Annotated in this window: 16 protein-coding genes and 1 pseudogene; 7 read left to right on the top strand and 10 right to left on the bottom strand. The window is 59.9% G+C overall.

All coding sequences use genetic code 11. The features are described 5' to 3' along the window. Positions 1-21 precede the first annotated feature (21 nt). Positions 22-1,443, top strand: coding sequence for a tyrosine-type recombinase/integrase (locus ACFQAU_RS15655; RefSeq protein ID WP_132443385.1), 1,422 nt, complete (start codon positions 22-24; stop codon positions 1,441-1,443). Positions 1,444-1,818: 375 nt separating this feature from the next. Here the strand turns inward: ACFQAU_RS15655 and ACFQAU_RS15650 are convergent, their stop codons facing one another. Beyond that, complete coding sequence (locus tag ACFQAU_RS15650) at positions 1,819-2,457, bottom strand: recombinase family protein (RefSeq protein WP_132443715.1); 639 nt, start codon at positions 2,455-2,457, stop codon at positions 1,819-1,821. 216 nt (positions 2,458-2,673) lie between these two features. On the opposite strand from ACFQAU_RS15650, the gene ACFQAU_RS15645 reads away from it, so the two are divergent. Then, positions 2,674-3,216: a hypothetical protein gene (locus ACFQAU_RS15645; protein ID WP_132443384.1), complete on the top strand. Its 543-nt coding sequence runs from the start codon at positions 2,674-2,676 to the stop codon at positions 3,214-3,216. A 351-nt stretch (positions 3,217-3,567) separates the two neighbouring features. Here the strand turns inward: ACFQAU_RS15645 and ACFQAU_RS15640 are convergent, their stop codons facing one another. From ACFQAU_RS15640 to ACFQAU_RS15630, 3 genes are all read right to left on the bottom strand, one after another. After that, positions 3,568-4,335 (bottom strand): ParB/RepB/Spo0J family partition protein, encoded by a 768-nt coding sequence (locus ACFQAU_RS15640; RefSeq protein ID WP_132443383.1) that lies wholly within the window; start codon positions 4,333-4,335, stop codon positions 3,568-3,570. A gap of 376 nt (positions 4,336-4,711) precedes the next feature. Beyond that, positions 4,712-4,930: a hypothetical protein gene (locus tag ACFQAU_RS15635; RefSeq protein ID WP_132443382.1), complete on the bottom strand. Its 219-nt coding sequence runs from the start codon at positions 4,928-4,930 to the stop codon at positions 4,712-4,714. Positions 4,931-5,182: 252 nt separating this feature from the next. Further along, positions 5,183-5,623: a hypothetical protein gene (locus tag ACFQAU_RS15630; RefSeq protein WP_132443381.1), complete on the bottom strand. Its 441-nt coding sequence runs from the start codon at positions 5,621-5,623 to the stop codon at positions 5,183-5,185. Between the two features lie 388 nt (positions 5,624-6,011). Between ACFQAU_RS15630 and ACFQAU_RS15625 the strand changes: the two genes are divergently transcribed. The 4 genes from ACFQAU_RS15625 (at position 6,012) to ACFQAU_RS15610 (ending at position 8,958) form a co-directional block, all read left to right on the top strand. Next, on the top strand, positions 6,012-6,866 hold the full coding sequence (locus tag ACFQAU_RS15625) for a universal stress protein (RefSeq protein WP_165935522.1): 855 nt from the start codon (positions 6,012-6,014) through the stop codon (positions 6,864-6,866). Between the two features lie 29 nt (positions 6,867-6,895). Then, entirely contained in the window at positions 6,896-7,309 is a 414-nt protein-coding gene (locus ACFQAU_RS15620) for a c-type cytochrome (protein ID WP_132443379.1), read from the top strand. 120 nt (positions 7,310-7,429) lie between these two features. After that, positions 7,430-7,597: a PAS domain-containing protein gene (locus ACFQAU_RS15615; protein ID WP_386283321.1), complete on the top strand. Its 168-nt coding sequence runs from the start codon at positions 7,430-7,432 to the stop codon at positions 7,595-7,597. Next, on the top strand, positions 7,591-8,958 hold the full coding sequence (locus ACFQAU_RS15610; protein WP_386283969.1) for an ATP-binding protein: 1,368 nt from the start codon (positions 7,591-7,593) through the stop codon (positions 8,956-8,958). Before ACFQAU_RS15615 ends, ACFQAU_RS15610 begins: the two co-directional genes overlap by 7 nt. Here the strand turns inward: ACFQAU_RS15610 and ACFQAU_RS15605 are convergent. Continuing rightward, positions 8,955-9,746 carry a response regulator gene (locus tag ACFQAU_RS15605; protein WP_386283318.1) on the bottom strand — a complete coding sequence of 264 codons (792 nt, stop codon included), beginning with the start codon at positions 9,744-9,746 and terminating at the stop codon, positions 8,955-8,957. The genes ACFQAU_RS15610 and ACFQAU_RS15605 overlap by 4 nt on opposite strands. 98 nt (positions 9,747-9,844) lie before the next feature. Between ACFQAU_RS15605 and ACFQAU_RS15600 the strand changes: the two genes are divergently transcribed. Continuing rightward, positions 9,845-10,528 (top strand): helix-turn-helix domain-containing protein, encoded by a 684-nt coding sequence (locus ACFQAU_RS15600; protein ID WP_132443376.1) that lies wholly within the window; start codon positions 9,845-9,847, stop codon positions 10,526-10,528. A 52-nt stretch (positions 10,529-10,580) separates the two neighbouring features. Here ACFQAU_RS15600 and ccoS read toward each other — a convergent pair whose 3' ends face one another. The 5 genes and pseudogenes from ccoS to ACFQAU_RS22135 form a co-directional block, all read right to left on the bottom strand. Beyond that, a complete protein-coding gene (ccoS, locus tag ACFQAU_RS15595; protein ID WP_067628064.1) occupies positions 10,581-10,772 on the bottom strand; it encodes a cbb3-type cytochrome oxidase assembly protein CcoS in 192 nt (63 codons plus the stop codon). Next, a pseudogene (locus ACFQAU_RS15590) lies at positions 10,769-12,888 on the bottom strand (heavy metal translocating P-type ATPase). The gene ccoS and the pseudogene ACFQAU_RS15590 overlap by 4 nt, the downstream one beginning before the upstream one ends. Further along, a complete protein-coding gene (locus tag ACFQAU_RS15585; RefSeq protein ID WP_120351102.1) occupies positions 12,885-13,361 on the bottom strand; it encodes a FixH family protein in 477 nt (158 codons plus the stop codon). Before ACFQAU_RS15585 ends, ACFQAU_RS15590 begins: the two are co-directional and overlap by 4 nt. Next, positions 13,358-14,530, bottom strand: coding sequence for a 4Fe-4S dicluster domain-containing protein (locus tag ACFQAU_RS15580; RefSeq protein ID WP_386283312.1), 1,173 nt, complete (start codon positions 14,528-14,530; stop codon positions 13,358-13,360). Before ACFQAU_RS15580 ends, ACFQAU_RS15585 begins: the two co-directional genes overlap by 4 nt. Then, positions 14,476-14,817, bottom strand: coding sequence for a 4Fe-4S binding protein (locus ACFQAU_RS22135; protein ID WP_386283308.1), 342 nt, complete (start codon positions 14,815-14,817; stop codon positions 14,476-14,478). The genes ACFQAU_RS15580 and ACFQAU_RS22135 overlap by 55 nt, the downstream gene beginning before the upstream one ends. Between the last annotated feature and the right edge of the window lie 122 nt (positions 14,818-14,939).

Below are 14,939 nucleotides of genomic sequence, written 5' to 3'. Positions count from 1 at the left end.
GCTTTTGCAAAGGAAATTGTGATGATGTCCAGCAAGCCGTTGTCCACTATGGACCACATGAAGAAGGCTGAGGACATGCAGTACTTGATCCAACCTCGCGGCCCCGGCACTGGCTGGGTGTTCCGTATGGTGACCCCAAACAACCTCATAGGTAAAACGAACCCTTGGACAGGAAAGCCGTTTGGAAAGGAAATCCGTAAAGGCCTTAAGACCCGTTCCCTCCCTGATGCTCGCAGACGCCGAAACATCGCGCTTGGTGAGATTACCAAGTTGAGCTTCGAGGAAAGCGATGATGCAAACTTCACCTTTGCTCAAGCAGAAGAGTGGCGAGCGGAAATCGCAGAGGACAGCAGCGAACAAGGCGACGTAGGCTCATACCTGCAAGATAAACTCGAAGCCGCGTCCGCCCAAGGTATCCCCGAAGAGGCGCTTAAGAGGTTTGGTCGCATTGCTTTCGGTAAGGGTTACCCCATCAGCAAAGCACTTGAGCAATACATCTACGAACGAAGCCCAGATAATCGTCGAGGCTACAAGCCGCTAAAGAAGACCACCGTCCTCAATCTCCGCACAGCAGTATCTCACGTTCATAACTTCTTTGGCGATGTTGAAGAGGTGGCCTGCCTTGAGGATATGACCGCAGCCCGCGCCAAGAACTTCCGCGATGAATACCTGCCCTCGCTTACCTCCAAGCGATCCCCCGACGGCATGGCCTACAAGACCATCAGCAAGAACATTACCCTGCTGAAGCAGTTTTGGGCTTGGGCAATCGAACGCAACATTACTCGAACAAGGTATCGTGACCCTTGGGTGTTTCCTACCGCAATCCGCCGCGCCTCCCCTAGTGCTGTCGGCAAGCGCCTAGCATACACCCCCGCTGAGTTGAGCAAGCTTCTGGCGGCGACAGTCCCCGGTAGTCGTGAAGGTGACATCCTACGCTTGGCCCTTGTCACTGGATGCCGTGCAGACGAGCTTGGCTCCCTGCCCCAGTCTCAGGTCGCCAAAGATGGTACTGCGTTGCATATCCCGAGCGGAAAGTCAGCCAATGCCAAGCGCACCGTTCCAGTTCCCATAGGCGCTCAAGCCCTCATTCGGCAACGACTGGCAGTACATTCTGATGAGGAAAGGCTGTTTCCGGAGTGGCCTATCAGGAAGTCTGTTGGCAAGGTCTATGCGCTGTCACAGTGGTTCACCCGCTTCCGTCGTGACGTTCTAGGAACGACCACTGACAACAATTTGTCCCTCCACTCACTACGTCACACATGGCGCACCGTCGCTGGACAAGCCCGCGTCCCTGATGCTGACATTTACCAGATTGGTGGCTGGGCCAAGGAACAACACTCCAGTTCAGTCTATGACCATGGTTTGCTACCGGCCCAACTTGTGAAATCTCAAGAGGATGTTTGGGAGATGATGCTCGAGTTAGGCTATCTTGAAGCCTTCTGACGAAAGTACTCATCGAGATGCAAACAAGCCGCACTATAAGGCAAGCAAAACGCGATTGCCCACCATCCCAACGTCATAGCTAAGAATATGATAGCAGGGAAAAAGGCCAATTCCGCTCCAAAGATGAGTATCGCAGGAATGATGCCCACTTCTTTTGCTTTGTCGGAGAAAGCTCTTAGGACCGCCCCCACCAAGCAAACAACGATTATTGCCCCCACCACCCAAGCCGGGAGTGGAATGAAGTTAAGGTCGCCTAACGGTCCCATCGTCTAATCCGCAAGTGATTACTCCCCGATGGAAGCATAAATAAGTGTCACAATTCAAGGAGATCATAGGAGGACAGTCAAACTGCAGACAATTGCAACACGTAGCGCATCATGCCATTGACCACCTATCCAATGCAGCTTGCGCAGCCACAGGATCGCCCTTGATCCTTAGGACAGCCTGACGCGATAAACCTGTCGCCCTAGCTATCGCCGACGTCCCCTCGCCCATCGCCGCCATACTCTGCACTATGGAAAGCGCCTCTCGATCATAACTGGGTTTCTTGCCTCGATACTTCGCAGGGTTGCCCTTGGCAGCGGCTATGCCAGCCCTCTGGGCCTCTTTGGTAGCCTCCGCCTGCGCCTGAGCCGTTGCCGCCATAAACGCAATGAGGGCGTCTCTCACAGCCTCCTGCATTGGGTCTGTAGTGGCCCCGTCGAAGGTCATTCCATTGATCACCGTGCGAACTACAACGCCCTGTCGCATGAATGCCCTGATCGTGTCCGTAACGTCCTGATAGTCGCGACCCAGTCGATCCACCCAGCGCACAACTAGGACGTCACCCCGCCTCAGCTTGTCAAACAGCCTCTTGCCTTCCGGTCGATCTGCTAACTTGCTGCTAACGCCCGACACGCCATGATCTGCGATGACCGCGTCGATGATAAAGCCTGCGGCCTCCGCCTGTGTCTTCTGGTGGTCAATGTTCTGGTCTGCCGTGCTGACGCGGGCGTAGAGAATGGTCTGAGACATAAGTCCTCGCAGGTGTTCGTTAAGATTATGTCCGTTGATAGCGGTGTCCATTGATCCATGTCAACCCTTACGGACACGCAAAAGCGCACATCCAGAGATGTCCACTGAGGTATACCTCAGAGAACACTAGCGGGATGGGCTTTTCCGTAGAGCGGCAATACAATCAGGATGATATCGGTTACGAATGTTCGAAAGTAGGATTTTGGGAGAGTTCAAATGGAGTGGACCGCAACTGATATAGCGCTTGTAGTTTCGACTTCGGCAACAGCAATCACCGCCTTGTCGAGCGTGGCTATTCCGCTTTGGACGGGCGCGTCTGAAAGACGCCATAGGAGGCGTGAGGATAGGTACGTAAGAGCTGCAGATGCCATGTTCACCTGCATTGAAAGTATCGAGCAAGTGTGTCGTCATCGTACTCATGAATCTATGCGTTATGCCTTTCTGAGAGATGGACAATCCATACCCGACAAAGACGATCAAAAAGAAGGGCAACGCCTCGAAGATGAGTTCGACAGAAGTTTCCGAATAATCCAGATGATGTCGGCGGAGCTAAAAATCCCCTTCGAGAAATTGAACCTGCACAAAGCAACAGCATTAGCTACCTACCCTGATTATGAAGTGAATGAGGGAAAGCTGACACAGGTCGAGAATGAGACGAATTACACAGCTGTCAGAAGTAGAGAGCTAGACGGTTTTGTTGCGGAGGGAGCAACGCTGCTAGGTGAATTTCGGACAAGACTAAAACTCGATAAGCGATGAGAGCGACACCTTGGCCGCTCAGACGCAAAAACAGGAGAATGCCATTGTGATCGTCCGTCAGCCGTTGCCAGCCTGCCCCGCCATACTCGCCGTCGTTCGCAGCGCAATCCCATGCGGCCCCGTCATAGAGCGCTTGTGCGGCCTTCAGCGCAGTGAGTTGCGCCCTACTCCATTCGGGGGATCGATCTACCTCACACGCCCCCTGCTGCCCCGCTAGTAGCCTCTGTGGGTCTTTGCTGTGGCGCTATTATCATGGCACGGACATCCCCCACGAAGCCTATGGGGGAACACCGCGATTACCGCCGATATAGATAAGCCGCTGAGATATTCGACCCAAATTTAGTCTGGCATCTAGAAGGGTAGTTCCCCACCTTCAAAACCGTCTGCCGTCCAGTAGTCGGCAAGCTCTTCTGTCCTGTGGCCGAGCCTCTTTTCCAGCATGACGCGCACCGCATCTAAGCAATGCTCACCTTCATATCCGATGATTTTGCCTATTTGTGCGTCAATTGCGTCTGCCCGTGCCTGAACCCACTCGTCGGCGTCCCACTCTTCGTCGCGCTGCCGCAGACCGTTCAGCATCTCCATAGCCTCCAACCAAGTATCTGGTAGAGGTTCGCCAGCTTCGGTCAACTTCTGCCGGGTGCGGCGCATCTTGGCTATCGTCCCATCGCTAGCGAGTCGCAGAGCCACGATCTCCTTCTTTGAGTAGACAGGGCCGCTCTCATTGTGAAGACAGCTCAGAGTCCACCCCGCATTCATTCGTTCTTGTGATGTCATAGGAAGTCGTGTCTTAGCGTTCTCCTCAAGAGCCAGTTTGCGGGCTTCCTCTAGACTGCACGAGTAGACCAACGCAGGCACCTTTCCACGCCAACCGAAGCGCCTGTACGCTTCAAGCCTGTGGTGTCCGTCAATCACGATCAAACTTTGTGTTTCAGGGTGACGCCAAAGGGTCATTGGGTCGAGCGGTACGCCGCGCCTTATGTGAGACCTCAACTCCTCTGCATGAGCGTCGTTCAGGTCTTCATCACGGAACTGGAAGGTTCCTGTGTCGGTGCCGATGTCTGCAAGCCTTACATTAGTTGCCTTGGGCTTCTTAAGTGTATGATTATTATTGGTCATTTTATCTGGTCCGATGTCTATTGATTGATCAGACTGATCCGGAAAGCCTATGCAGATTGCATCCCCTATGGTTGCATACCCATGAGACTCTCATGAGCCTTCACCTCGTCGACAAACCAAAGGCACTCAGGGCAACCCAAGAAGCACCGTTACAGCCCCCGCAGTCCTCACAAGAGAACCACAGGGACATGACTACGGACCAGTCAAAGGAGGGACTTGGGACGTTGCCTCAGCTGCGCACTGGCGGCATCTCCTCGTTGTATCCCTCAATGGTGGGCCTTATAGTCACCGGCCATACGTAGAGCTTCAGAGGAATGAAGTGCTTCGTCCATTTGTTATACGGTTGCGGAACAACTGAATCGCTCTTTGCGGGAAGTCACTCAGAAAATTGCGCATGAACTAACATTTGCAGTAGCTGCTCTGCTTCTTGCCCGACGAATGGCGCCACCTTAAGGGTGGCTTGCCAAAGCACCTCTGCAGCTTCGTCAAGTTCTCGTTTCATCGCCCTGCGCCCGTCGGGATTGATGAGGTTGCGGGCATTACGCGGGAAGTACCCGTGCATTAGCGAGTTGCGAATAGCGAGTGCCTCCGCCAAGGACTAGACATCCTCGTCACACAGCGAGAAGTGCTGCCGCAACATCCTAATGAGTGGCCCCAAAGTTCTTCTGTCTAGTTCACAAGTCCGAAGTGAAACGGCGGTTACCTCAGGGAGGTTGATGAGCTTCTTTGCGGCACTGGATTTAACCAGCAGTCGTAATGCTAGCAGTACATTCTGCTCAAGCAACTGAGCCGCTAACGCCGCTGCACCGAAGTGAGTGTACACACCGCCGTCTGGATCGCACATGTCCTAGCCCATCAAAGTCATTACGGAGGCTCGGACCTCAAACAGACCGAAAATGAACAGCGCGAGTGAGCCTATGGTGGTCAGGGCAGCACAGCAATGCAATGCCATCTTCGCGGTTCCTAATTTAGTAGCGTTGTCGAATTTCCCTTCCGACATGGCAAACGAATGTGCGACCACCGCGTAGTTTGTGAAGTAGGCAAAAACCATCGCTACAACGACAGCAACTATACCCCATCCAAACCATATTAGCGGCAAAGTAAGACCTGCGATATCGCTAGACTGTTGCGCCCCTTCGGAACCAACAATGCTGCCGATGAAGCCCAGCATGGCGACAGCCGCCCCGCCATTTATGAACAGCAACGTCCTCAATACAATATTCGAGTTGTCGATGACCTGTTCATTTACAGCTTTGCCAAATTCGTAATGTTTGTCTTGGTCGGTCAAGTTTGCCCCCCTCACATTCAAATGTTGATCGTGACTGACTGGAATATTGCAGACAATTGGGTAGTACAGTAAAGGTAACTTGATTGAATGGATAACATCAGGGCATTTTATCTTGGAGGAATAGTGACTTACCTATATTGGCGTAGTCTCCCTGTCTCTCCGCCACTACCGCCTTGAGAGTAGTGACTTTTTATCCGATCGATAATGGATGACGATATGCTGAATATAGCTCAACCCCAGTAGGCGCTGGCGCGTTTTTCTAGCCCCTCGTATGCCCCTTCACAGCACCTCCGCCGCCAAGTGATCCCCACACCTCCAATTGATCCAGATCAATGCAGCTTCCCCGTCGCCGCCCCATACTGGCCACGGTCACATGAGGAGCGCCGCTATGCAAAATACCACACTGACAGTCGTTCTCGGGGTCAACGCCCGGCCCGACCAGCTAGAGACCCTCGCGCGCGAGGCGCAGACACATGGCGCCCATCTGATCGTTCTTCTGCTCAGCGAAACCGCTCCGGTGCCGGTCTATTCCATGGGCGTGGGAGAGCTCAGCACCTATTCCCTTCCCGCTGGCTGGCAATCGGATGTGGATGAGGCCCGCGCCGCGGTCGAACAGCAGCGCAAGGAATTCTCGCAGTATCTCAGCGACCAAGGTGCCAGCGCGGATGTCCGCGCGGTCTGTGGTGAAGCCACGGCCCTACGAAACACCGTCGCGCGGGCGGGGCTGACCTGTGATGCGGTGCTTATCGGGACGGACCTGCGCGAAGACGCGCGCTTGTTCGAAGACATCGTCCATGACGCACTGTTCGATTCCGCTGCCCCCGTCTTGCTGAACATATCGAACCCACAGGCGGCTCTGGCCCCGCAATCGGTCTTTGTGGCATGGAAAGCGGGCCTCCCAGCCACGCGGGCGATCCGGGCGGCTCTGCCAAGCCTGCGGGCCGCGCGGGAGGTGACCGTGGCGCTCTTCGATCCGGTCTCGATCTCTGCCTATGACGGGGAAAACCCCGGTACAGATGTCGCGGCATGGTTGACCCACCAAGGGTGCCACGTCGCGGTGCAGCAATATGCAAGCGGCGGAGAGGACATCGCCACCGCGATCGTGAAGCGCGCCAAGGAAACCGGCGCCGAGCTGATCGTCATGGGGGCCTATGACCACTCCCGCCTGCGCGAAAAGGTTTTTGGCGGCACGACCCGCAGCCTGATTGAACAAAGCGCCTTTCCCGTGCTTCTGTCGCACTAATGCCCGCTGATACAAAGGACCTGCTGCACATGCGCCCTTGTTTAACCGCCTTTGTCGGGCTGTCCTGCGCCCTTCTCGCTGCCTGTTCAGACGGGCCTTCCGAAGATGCCGACCGGGTCCGCGAAGGGCAACGGGTCTATGCAAAGGAATGCGCCGCCTGCCACGGTGCGCGGGGCGAAGGGGCTGGCCCCATGTCGCTGCAGCTTGATGTTGTGCCGCCTGACTTGGCTGGGCTGAAACAGCGCAATGACGGGTATTTCCCGCGCGAATTTGTCAGCCGCTTTGTCATGGGCCAGCTTGCAAAAGACGATCCTGCCTCCCCGATGCCCGACTTTTTCGCCGTTGGGCTGCGCCATGTTTACCCCAATGGCGGCGCGGATGGGGAGGTGCTGGAAACCGATTTTGCCAATCTGCTCGATTATTTGGAAGCGATCCAGTGGTAGGGACGGCGCGGTGTAGAATACAACCACCGCGGCCCTGAGCGTCACCCCCTCCATTGCGCCCAAGCCCTTAGCCGCGCTATCGCATGCCCTGCCCCGCATCCCCACAAACGGACCCCGTGCATGAAGATCAACGATGAAAGCCCCGTTCTGCTGGCCCTTCTGGACGCCGCCGTTGACGCCATGGTGGTGGCGGATCGCGCGGGCAATATCCTGCGGGTGAACAAGGCCGCGGCGGCGCTTTTGGCCATTCGGTCGAGGCGTTGGTGGGGAGAAACGTGCGCATGCTGATGCCGGGGGATATGGCCGTTCAACACGACGGCTTCCTGCGCCACCACCTTGATACCGGCGAGAAACGCATCATCGGCGTGGGCCGCGATGTCGAAGGGCTGCGCGCCGACGGCAGCGTTTTCCCGCTGCACTTGTCCGTGGGCCGCGCGGACATCTCTGGCGAGGTCGCCTTTGTCGGCATCATGCACGATCTGTCGCGCAGAAAGGCCGCCGAAGAGGCCACCGCCCGCTCGCAACGGATGGATGCCATTGGCCAGATGACCGGCGGCATCGCGCATGATTTCAACAACCTGCTGACGGTGGTGATTGGCAATCTGGAACTGCTGGAAATGTCGGAAACCTCTGCCAAAAGCGGCGCGCTGATTTCCGACGCGCTTGAAGCCGCAGAGATCGGGGCAGACCTGACCTCTCGTCTGATGGTCTTTGCCCGCAAAAGCACGCTGAACGCCGCGGTGATCGACCTTAACGCCGAAGTCTCCAAGGCCGTGGCGATGCTCAAGCGTACCATCCATGGCCATATCGCGGTCGAGACGGCCTTTGCCGAGGATCTCTGGCAGGCTAAGGTAGACGCCACCCAACTCCAGACCGCCGTCTTGAACATCGCGCTCAATGCTCAGGATGCCATGCCCTCGGGCGGTAAGATCACGTTGGAAACCCGCAACATGCAGCTTGATGACACCTATGTCGCACAAGAGATCGGCATCGACATGGGCAACTACATCCGCCTGTCGATCGCCGATACGGGCGCAGGCATGTCCCCCGAAACCCGCACCCGCGCGATGGAGCCGTTCTTTTCGACCAAGCCGGTCGGTCAAGGCACGGGGCTGGGCCTGTCGATGGTTTACGGCTTCATCAAGCAATCCGGCGGGCATATCGCGATTTACAGCGAATTGGGCAAGGGCACGACGATCAGCCTCTATTTTCCGGCGCTTAAAGACAGCGCACGGGCGCGCCCCGTATTGAGTGAGGACCCCGCGCGGCACGCCGCCATCGGCAGCGGCCTGCGCGTGCTGCTGGTTGAGGATGACCCAATGGTGCTGCGTCTGTCCGAAACCCGGCTGAGAACGCTGGGATTCGACTGCGTTACGGCAACGACCGGCGATGCCGCTTGGGACATCCTGCAACGGCGCGACGACATCGATGTGGTCTTTACCGATCTGGTGATGCCCGGCGAACTTTCGGGCCATGCCTTGGCCAAACGGGTCGCGCAAGACATGCCCCACCTGCGGATATTGATCACCTCAGGCTTTTCCGAAAACGTCCTGCGCGGAGAGGAGGAGGCCCATGCCTTCGCCATCCTGCGCAAACCCTACAGACAGGCGGATTTGGCTGAGGCATTCCGCAGCCTGCTGCAAGATTAATCCGCGCTTTCGGCAGGGCTTTCTGTCAGCACATAGCCGACCCCGCGCACCGTCTTGATCAACAGTGGACGGGCCGGATCACGCTCGACCTTTTTGCGCAGCCGCGCCACTTGGTTGTCGATTGTCCGGTCCAAAGGCGCCCAGTTCTGCCCGTCGATCAGGTCCATCAGCCGGTCGCGCGACAGCGGTTTCTTCGCGTGGGTTAGAAAGGCGGCCAAGAGTTTGAAATCAGCCGTGGTCAGATCACCCTCCTGCCCGTCCCGTCCCAGCAGCAGCATCCGGTCGAGGTTGATCTTCAACCCATCGAGCGTAAGCCACGGGTCGTCGCTTTGCGGCGCAGGCGCGCCCGCCTCGCGTTTGCCACTGCGCCGCAGAACCGATTTCACACGGGCCAAAACTTCTCGCACATGGAACGGTTTGGTCAGATAGTCATCCGCGCCCAGTTCCAGCCCGACAACCCGGTCGATCACATCGTCTTTGCCCGTCACCATGAAGATCGGCACGTCATGGTCGCGCTGCAGCTCACGCGCGATGTCCAGCCCGTCTTCGGCGCCGAGGTTGAGATCCAAGGTCACCAGATCAAAGGCTTCCGCCGCAAAGGCCGCCCGCACGCTTTGCGCGTTATGCGCCTCGGTCACAAGGTAGCCATCGCTTTCAAGGCAGCGCCTCAGAAGCGTTCGGATCTTGGCATCGTCATCAACAACAAGGATTTTTTCGCGGTCACAGCCATCACCCACAAAAGCTGCGCTTGTATAGTCCGCAACCCAAGCGAGCACCACCCGCAGCACCACCCCCTGCGACAAAGCGTTACAAACGGATACAACACCGCAGGTCTTGCTGCGACATACACCTGAGAATGTGACCGCGCCCCAGAAAGGACGATCGCATGTACGTGACGCTATCAAACGAGTTCACTCCCGCAGTCAAAGTGCCAGAGATACAGCTTTGCCCCCGCGCCCCCGCCGCGCAGACGCCTCGCAAGCGGCAGGCGGTCGGGACGCATCTGTTTCGCGAAGGCGACATCGCCCATCATATCTATGAGATCACCTCGGGTGTCTTTCGTCTGACCCGCGTGCTGGGCAACGGGCGGCGGCAGGTCATCGCCTTCGGCCTGCCGGGCGATATCATCGGCTTTCCCAATGGCGCGCTACATCACAGCGATTGCGAGGCGATCGAGGCGGCGGAGGTGATCGCACACCGCCGCCATTCGCTCGACGATTTCGGCGGAGACAACGACAAGCATAAGCGGCTGTTGAACGCCGCCCTGCGTGAGATCTCGGCGATGCAGGATCACTTCATGATGCTGGCCCGCAAATCCGCAATGGAAAAACTCGCGTCCTTTCTGATCACGCTGGCGGAGCGCAACGGGCGGTCGATCGGCAATCACACCACCTGCGCCCTGCCCATGACACGCGGCGACATCGCCGATTTTCTGGGCCTGACGATCGAAACCGTCAGCCGCACCCTGACCCGCCTGCGCAAACAGGATATCATCGCGCTTGAAACCTCTCAGACGGTCCTGATCAAGGACATGGACGCGCTGATCTCGGCCTCGCAGGCCGCTGACTGAAAGCAATCTGCCACAGAACCAAAAGCGCGGGTTTCGGCCCACCCTTTGCGCTTCAGGCCGTTTTGTCCGGCCTAGGGTTCTGTCGGTCCTCGCCATTGGGCACCTCCCCATTCTCCAGCAAAATCCGCGCGGCGTCGCCTTCCAGATCATCGTATTGCCCATTGCGCAGCGTCCAAAGACAGGCCGCAAGACCGGCCGCGCCAAGGCAGATGGAGACGGGGATCAGAACGATCAGGATATTCATCGGCGCACCGCATTCAAAACCACGAGGATAGAGGAGGACGACATCACCGCCGCCGCCATCAGCGGGGTGGCAAAGCCCATGACCGCCACCGGGATCGCAACCGCATTGTAGGCCGCGGCCAAGGCCAAGTTCTGCCGGATGCGGCTGCGCGCCCGCCGCGCCAGACGCAACGTATCCTCCACCGCAGATAGATCACCGCCCAGCATCACCCCGTCCGAGGCGACCCGCGCCGCATCCAGTGCCGTGGCCGGGGCAAGGGACGCATGGGCCCCCGCAAGAGCCGCTGTGTCATTCAGCCCATCGCCCACCATCAGCACCCGCCTGCCCTGCGCAGCCATATCGCGGACCAGATCGGCCTTATCCTCTGGCCGGACGGCGGCATAGACTGTGGCAATGCCCAATGTTCGGGCCAAGATAGCCGCCCGCTGCGCGGTATCGCCGGTGACCATGGCAACCTCCAGCCCCCGCTCTTGCAGCGCGCTGACCGCTTCTGCGGCACCGGCGCGGGGTGTTTCAATCAGCGGCAGGGGGATGCAACGGTCTGGCAGTTGCAGCTCTGGCCCATCCTGCCCCCGGCGCAAGGAAACCGGCGCGCCGTTCCACAGACCGTTGATCCCCTGCCCCGGCACCTCTCTCAATTCGCGCAACTCGCCGGGCATATGACCCTGCAGCGCCGCCGCCAGGGCGCGTGACGCCGGATGGTCCGACGCCTGCGCGAGGGCAAGTGCCACCGAAGCCGCGCGCGCATCAATAGCGGGCAGACGCGCCACGCCTTCAGTCAGCGTCCCGGTCTTGTCGAACAGAACCGTGTCGATCTCGGCCAAACGCTCCAGCGCCGTGGGGGATTTCAGCAGCACGCCCGCGCGGAACAAACGCCCCGTCATCGCCGCCGTCACCGCCGGAATGGCCAGTGCCAAGGCGCAGGGGCAGGTGATGATCAGCGTCGCCGTGGCCACCGCGATCGCCTGATAGAGGTCCCCCGTCAGCCCCCACCAAACGGCGAATGCCAGCGCCGCCAAGCCATGCACCACCGGCGCGTAAAGGCGTGCCGCCCGGTCCGCGATCCCGCTGTAGCGGTGCTTGCCCGTCTCGGCCACTTCGACGAGGGCCGCAAGGCGGCGCAGGGTGCTGTCCTCGGCGCGGCGGGTGACGCGCAGGTTCAGCGGCGCGCCGAGGATCACCTCGCCCGCACAGATCGCCCCGCCCGCCGCTACGGCAACGGGGTCGGCCTCTCCGGTCAGGGCGGAGCGGTCCACCATCGCGGCCCCCAAGGCCATGCCGTCCACCGGCGCGCGGGCCCCGGCGGCAAGGGCGATGCGGTCGTCGGGCATCAAGGCGCTCACCTCCACCGTCTCACGGCCCTTTGCGGTCAGACGGGTGGCGCGCGGCAGTTCCAGCGCCGTCAATTCCGCCGCGGCAGAGCGCGCCGTCGCCCTTGCGCGGTGCTCAAGGTAGCGGCCCACCAGCAGGAAAAAGGTCAGCGACAGCGCCGCGTCGAACCATGTATGCGCCCCCGTGGCGGCAAAAGTTTCATAAAGTGAGGTGGCCGCCGCCAGCAGGATCGCCAGCGCAATCGGCACGTCCATGTTCATCCGCCCGGCCCTTAGGGCGACCCCTGCCGAGGCAAAGAACGGCACCGCGGAGAAGGCCAGAGCAGGCAGCGCGATGGCCGCGGAAACCCAGTGAAACATCTCTCGCGTTATATCGCCCGCCCCGGACCAGACCGCGACGGAAACCGCCATCACGTTCATCATGGCAAAGCCCGCGACGGCGGCACGGGCCAGCAGACGGCGGCCTGTGTCATCCCCCGCCGGGCGCAGGGCGGTCGCATCCAACTCATGTGCCTCAAAGCCCGCATCGTTCAACGCCTGAAGCGCCGCGCTGGCGTCATATCCGGGCATCAGGACGATCCGCACCCGCTTGGCCCCAAGGTTCACCCGCGCGGTTTTGACCGAGGGCAGTTTGGCCAAGACCCCCTCGACCCCCGCAATACAGGCCGCGCAGCGGATCTGTGGCAAGGCGAGGTGAAGTGCCTCGTCGTTCTCTGCAACCCGCTGCGCTGCGGCCTCGGCCGAGGGGCGGCTGCGACACAGCCCGGACAGGCGGCAACGGTCATGGGGTCACCCGCAACGAAATGCGGCGGCGAAAGAGCGTGCCATCGGCGGCGCGCATCTCGATCCGGAGGTTCCAGTTGCCAGCGCCTGCGGTGACCGGTGCCACCCATGCATGGCCATCCCACGCGAAGGCAGGCGTCATGTCGTCCGCCACAGTGGTCGCACGGCCCAGTGTCGCCGCGATGATCTCGGGCCGTACCACCGCCTCTCCAGCGTCCTGCACCGCCAAGCGCAGCGCGGTGGCGGTCAGATTTGTTTCAACCATCCAGCCCAAAGCCTCTTGCGCCGCGCGGTCCGTGTCGAAATTCTGCGAGGCGATGTAGCTCGACTCGGTTTCCTTGCCCGGAAAGGTGCGCACCGCGTTGAACGCAAGCGCGAGGTTCACCGCGATGATGATCGAAAAGCCGCCCACGAAGATCGCCAGCACATGCCAGCCTGTGAGGGGGCGTTGCCTTTGCAACTCTGCTGCGGTCATTGGCTGTCCTTTCCATTGAAAATCGTATCGCCAAAGGCCCGCTCGCCTGAGCGGATATCTTCGACCCAAAAACGCAGACCGCTGCGCGGCGCTGCGGCGACTTCGGTCTGCGGCGGGGCGATCACATAGACCCGTTGCAGGCGGGTGGTGTCGGCGGGCACAGCAACCACCGGATCAGGCGCCCCCTCGATGCTGAGGCCCAAGCCATGGTCCCCCGCGAGAGACAGCCGGAACGCCCGCGCCTCCCCATGTTTGTTGCGCAGACGGATGTCATAGGCGTTGCGGATCGATCCATCCGACAGGGTAACGAAGGTCGGGTTGCGCACCGGGGCGATGGTCATGTCGATCTCGGGCCGGATGAACAGGGCCACGACAAGCGCCACACCGATGGTGGCCCACGCGGCGGTGTAGATGAGCGTCCGAGGGCGGAAGACATGCTGCCAAAGCGGCTTGGGCTGCCACGGAGGCTGGATGGCCCCGGCGACATCCCCTGCCGGTGTCTCGGCAAGGCCCGCCACGGCGGCGCTCGCCTTGGGCGCAGTGGGCGGCTCATCATCCAGCGCGAGGTAGTCGATTAGCCCGCGCGGGCGGCCGATCTTGGCCATCACATCGTCGCAGGCGTCGATGCAGAGCGCGCAGGTGATACATTCCATCTGCTGGCCTTCGCGGATGTCGATCCCCATCGGGCAGACCGCGACACAGGCGTTGCAATCGATGCAATCGCCCAAGACCTCTCCATCCCGCGATTGGCGGTCGCCTGCGGTGTTTTTGTCCAGCGCCGCGCCGTAGCGCGCCACCGCATTGCCGCTGCCGATCGCCTCTGCCGCCGCTTTCTGGCGCTTTACCCCGCCCTTGCCGCGCGGCTCCCCTCGCCATTTGCGGTAGCCGACGGTCAGCGTGCCGGGGTCCATCATCGCGCCTTGAATGCGGGGCCAAGGGCACATGTAGATGCAGACCTGTTCGCGCATGAAGCCGCCAAAGATAAAAGTCGTGGCGGTCAGCACGGCAATGGTGGCATAGGCGACGGGGGCGGCTTGCAGGGTCACTAGGTCGCGCGCCAGACTGGGCGCATCGGCAAAGTAAAAGACCCACGCCCCGCCCGTGGCCACCGCGATCAGCAGCCAGACCAGCCATTTCGCCCCCGCAGCCGCGCCTTGCGCAGGCTCCACGGCGCGTTGTGCAAACGAATACGGGCGTTGCGGTCGCCCTCGATCCAGCGTTCGACGGTCATGAAGAGATCGGACCAGACGGTTTGCGGGCAGGCATAGCCGCACCAGACCCGACCCAGAGCGGAGGTGAACAAGAACAAGCCCAGCCCCGCCATGATCAGCAACCCGGCCACAAAGTAAAACTCATGCGGCCAAATCTCGATCCAGAAGAAATGGAAGCGCCGGTTGGCGAGATCGACCAGAACCGCTTGGTCCGGCAGGTTCGGCCCCCTGTCCCAGCGATCCACGGGGTGACGTAATAGACCCCCAGCGTGAGGATCAGGATCACCCATTTTAACCGGCGAAAGAAGCCGCTCACCCGGCGGGGAAAAATCGGCTCTCGTGCGGCAAAAAGCGGGGGCGGCGTTGG

The sequence above is a fragment of the Sulfitobacter profundi genome (assembly GCF_042661425.1).
GTDB classification, from domain to species: domain Bacteria; phylum Pseudomonadota; class Alphaproteobacteria; order Rhodobacterales; family Rhodobacteraceae; genus Sulfitobacter; species Sulfitobacter profundi.
Note: the sequence above shows the minus strand (reverse complement) of the source record. Positions and strands in the feature narration are given on the sequence as shown.

Excerpts from the sequence above, each read along its gene's own strand:
- ACFQAU_RS15620 (WP_132443379.1), top strand. The coding sequence starts at position 6,896 with ATGCGCCCTTGTTTAACCGCCTTTGTCGGGCTGTCCTGCGCCCTTCTC.
- ACFQAU_RS15645 (WP_132443384.1), top strand. The coding sequence starts at position 2,674 with ATGGAGTGGACCGCAACTGATATAGCGCTTGTAGTTTCGACTTCGGCA.
- ACFQAU_RS15640 (WP_132443383.1), bottom strand. The coding sequence starts at position 4,335 with ATGACCAATAATAATCATACACTTAAGAAGCCCAAGGCAACTAATGTA.
- ACFQAU_RS15615 (WP_386283321.1), top strand. The coding sequence starts at position 7,430 with ATGAAGATCAACGATGAAAGCCCCGTTCTGCTGGCCCTTCTGGACGCC.
- ACFQAU_RS15610 (WP_386283969.1), top strand. The coding sequence starts at position 7,591 with ATGCTGATGCCGGGGGATATGGCCGTTCAACACGACGGCTTCCTGCGC.
- ccoS (WP_067628064.1), bottom strand. The coding sequence starts at position 10,772 with ATGAATATCCTGATCGTTCTGATCCCCGTCTCCATCTGCCTTGGCGCG.
- ACFQAU_RS15600 (WP_132443376.1), top strand. The coding sequence starts at position 9,845 with ATGTACGTGACGCTATCAAACGAGTTCACTCCCGCAGTCAAAGTGCCA.
- ACFQAU_RS15650 (WP_132443715.1), bottom strand. The coding sequence starts at position 2,457 with ATGTCTCAGACCATTCTCTACGCCCGCGTCAGCACGGCAGACCAGAAC.
- ACFQAU_RS15625 (WP_165935522.1), top strand. The coding sequence starts at position 6,012 with ATGCAAAATACCACACTGACAGTCGTTCTCGGGGTCAACGCCCGGCCC.
- ACFQAU_RS15585 (WP_120351102.1), bottom strand. The coding sequence starts at position 13,361 with ATGACCGCAGCAGAGTTGCAAAGGCAACGCCCCCTCACAGGCTGGCAT.
- ACFQAU_RS15655 (WP_132443385.1), top strand. The coding sequence starts at position 22 with ATGATGTCCAGCAAGCCGTTGTCCACTATGGACCACATGAAGAAGGCT.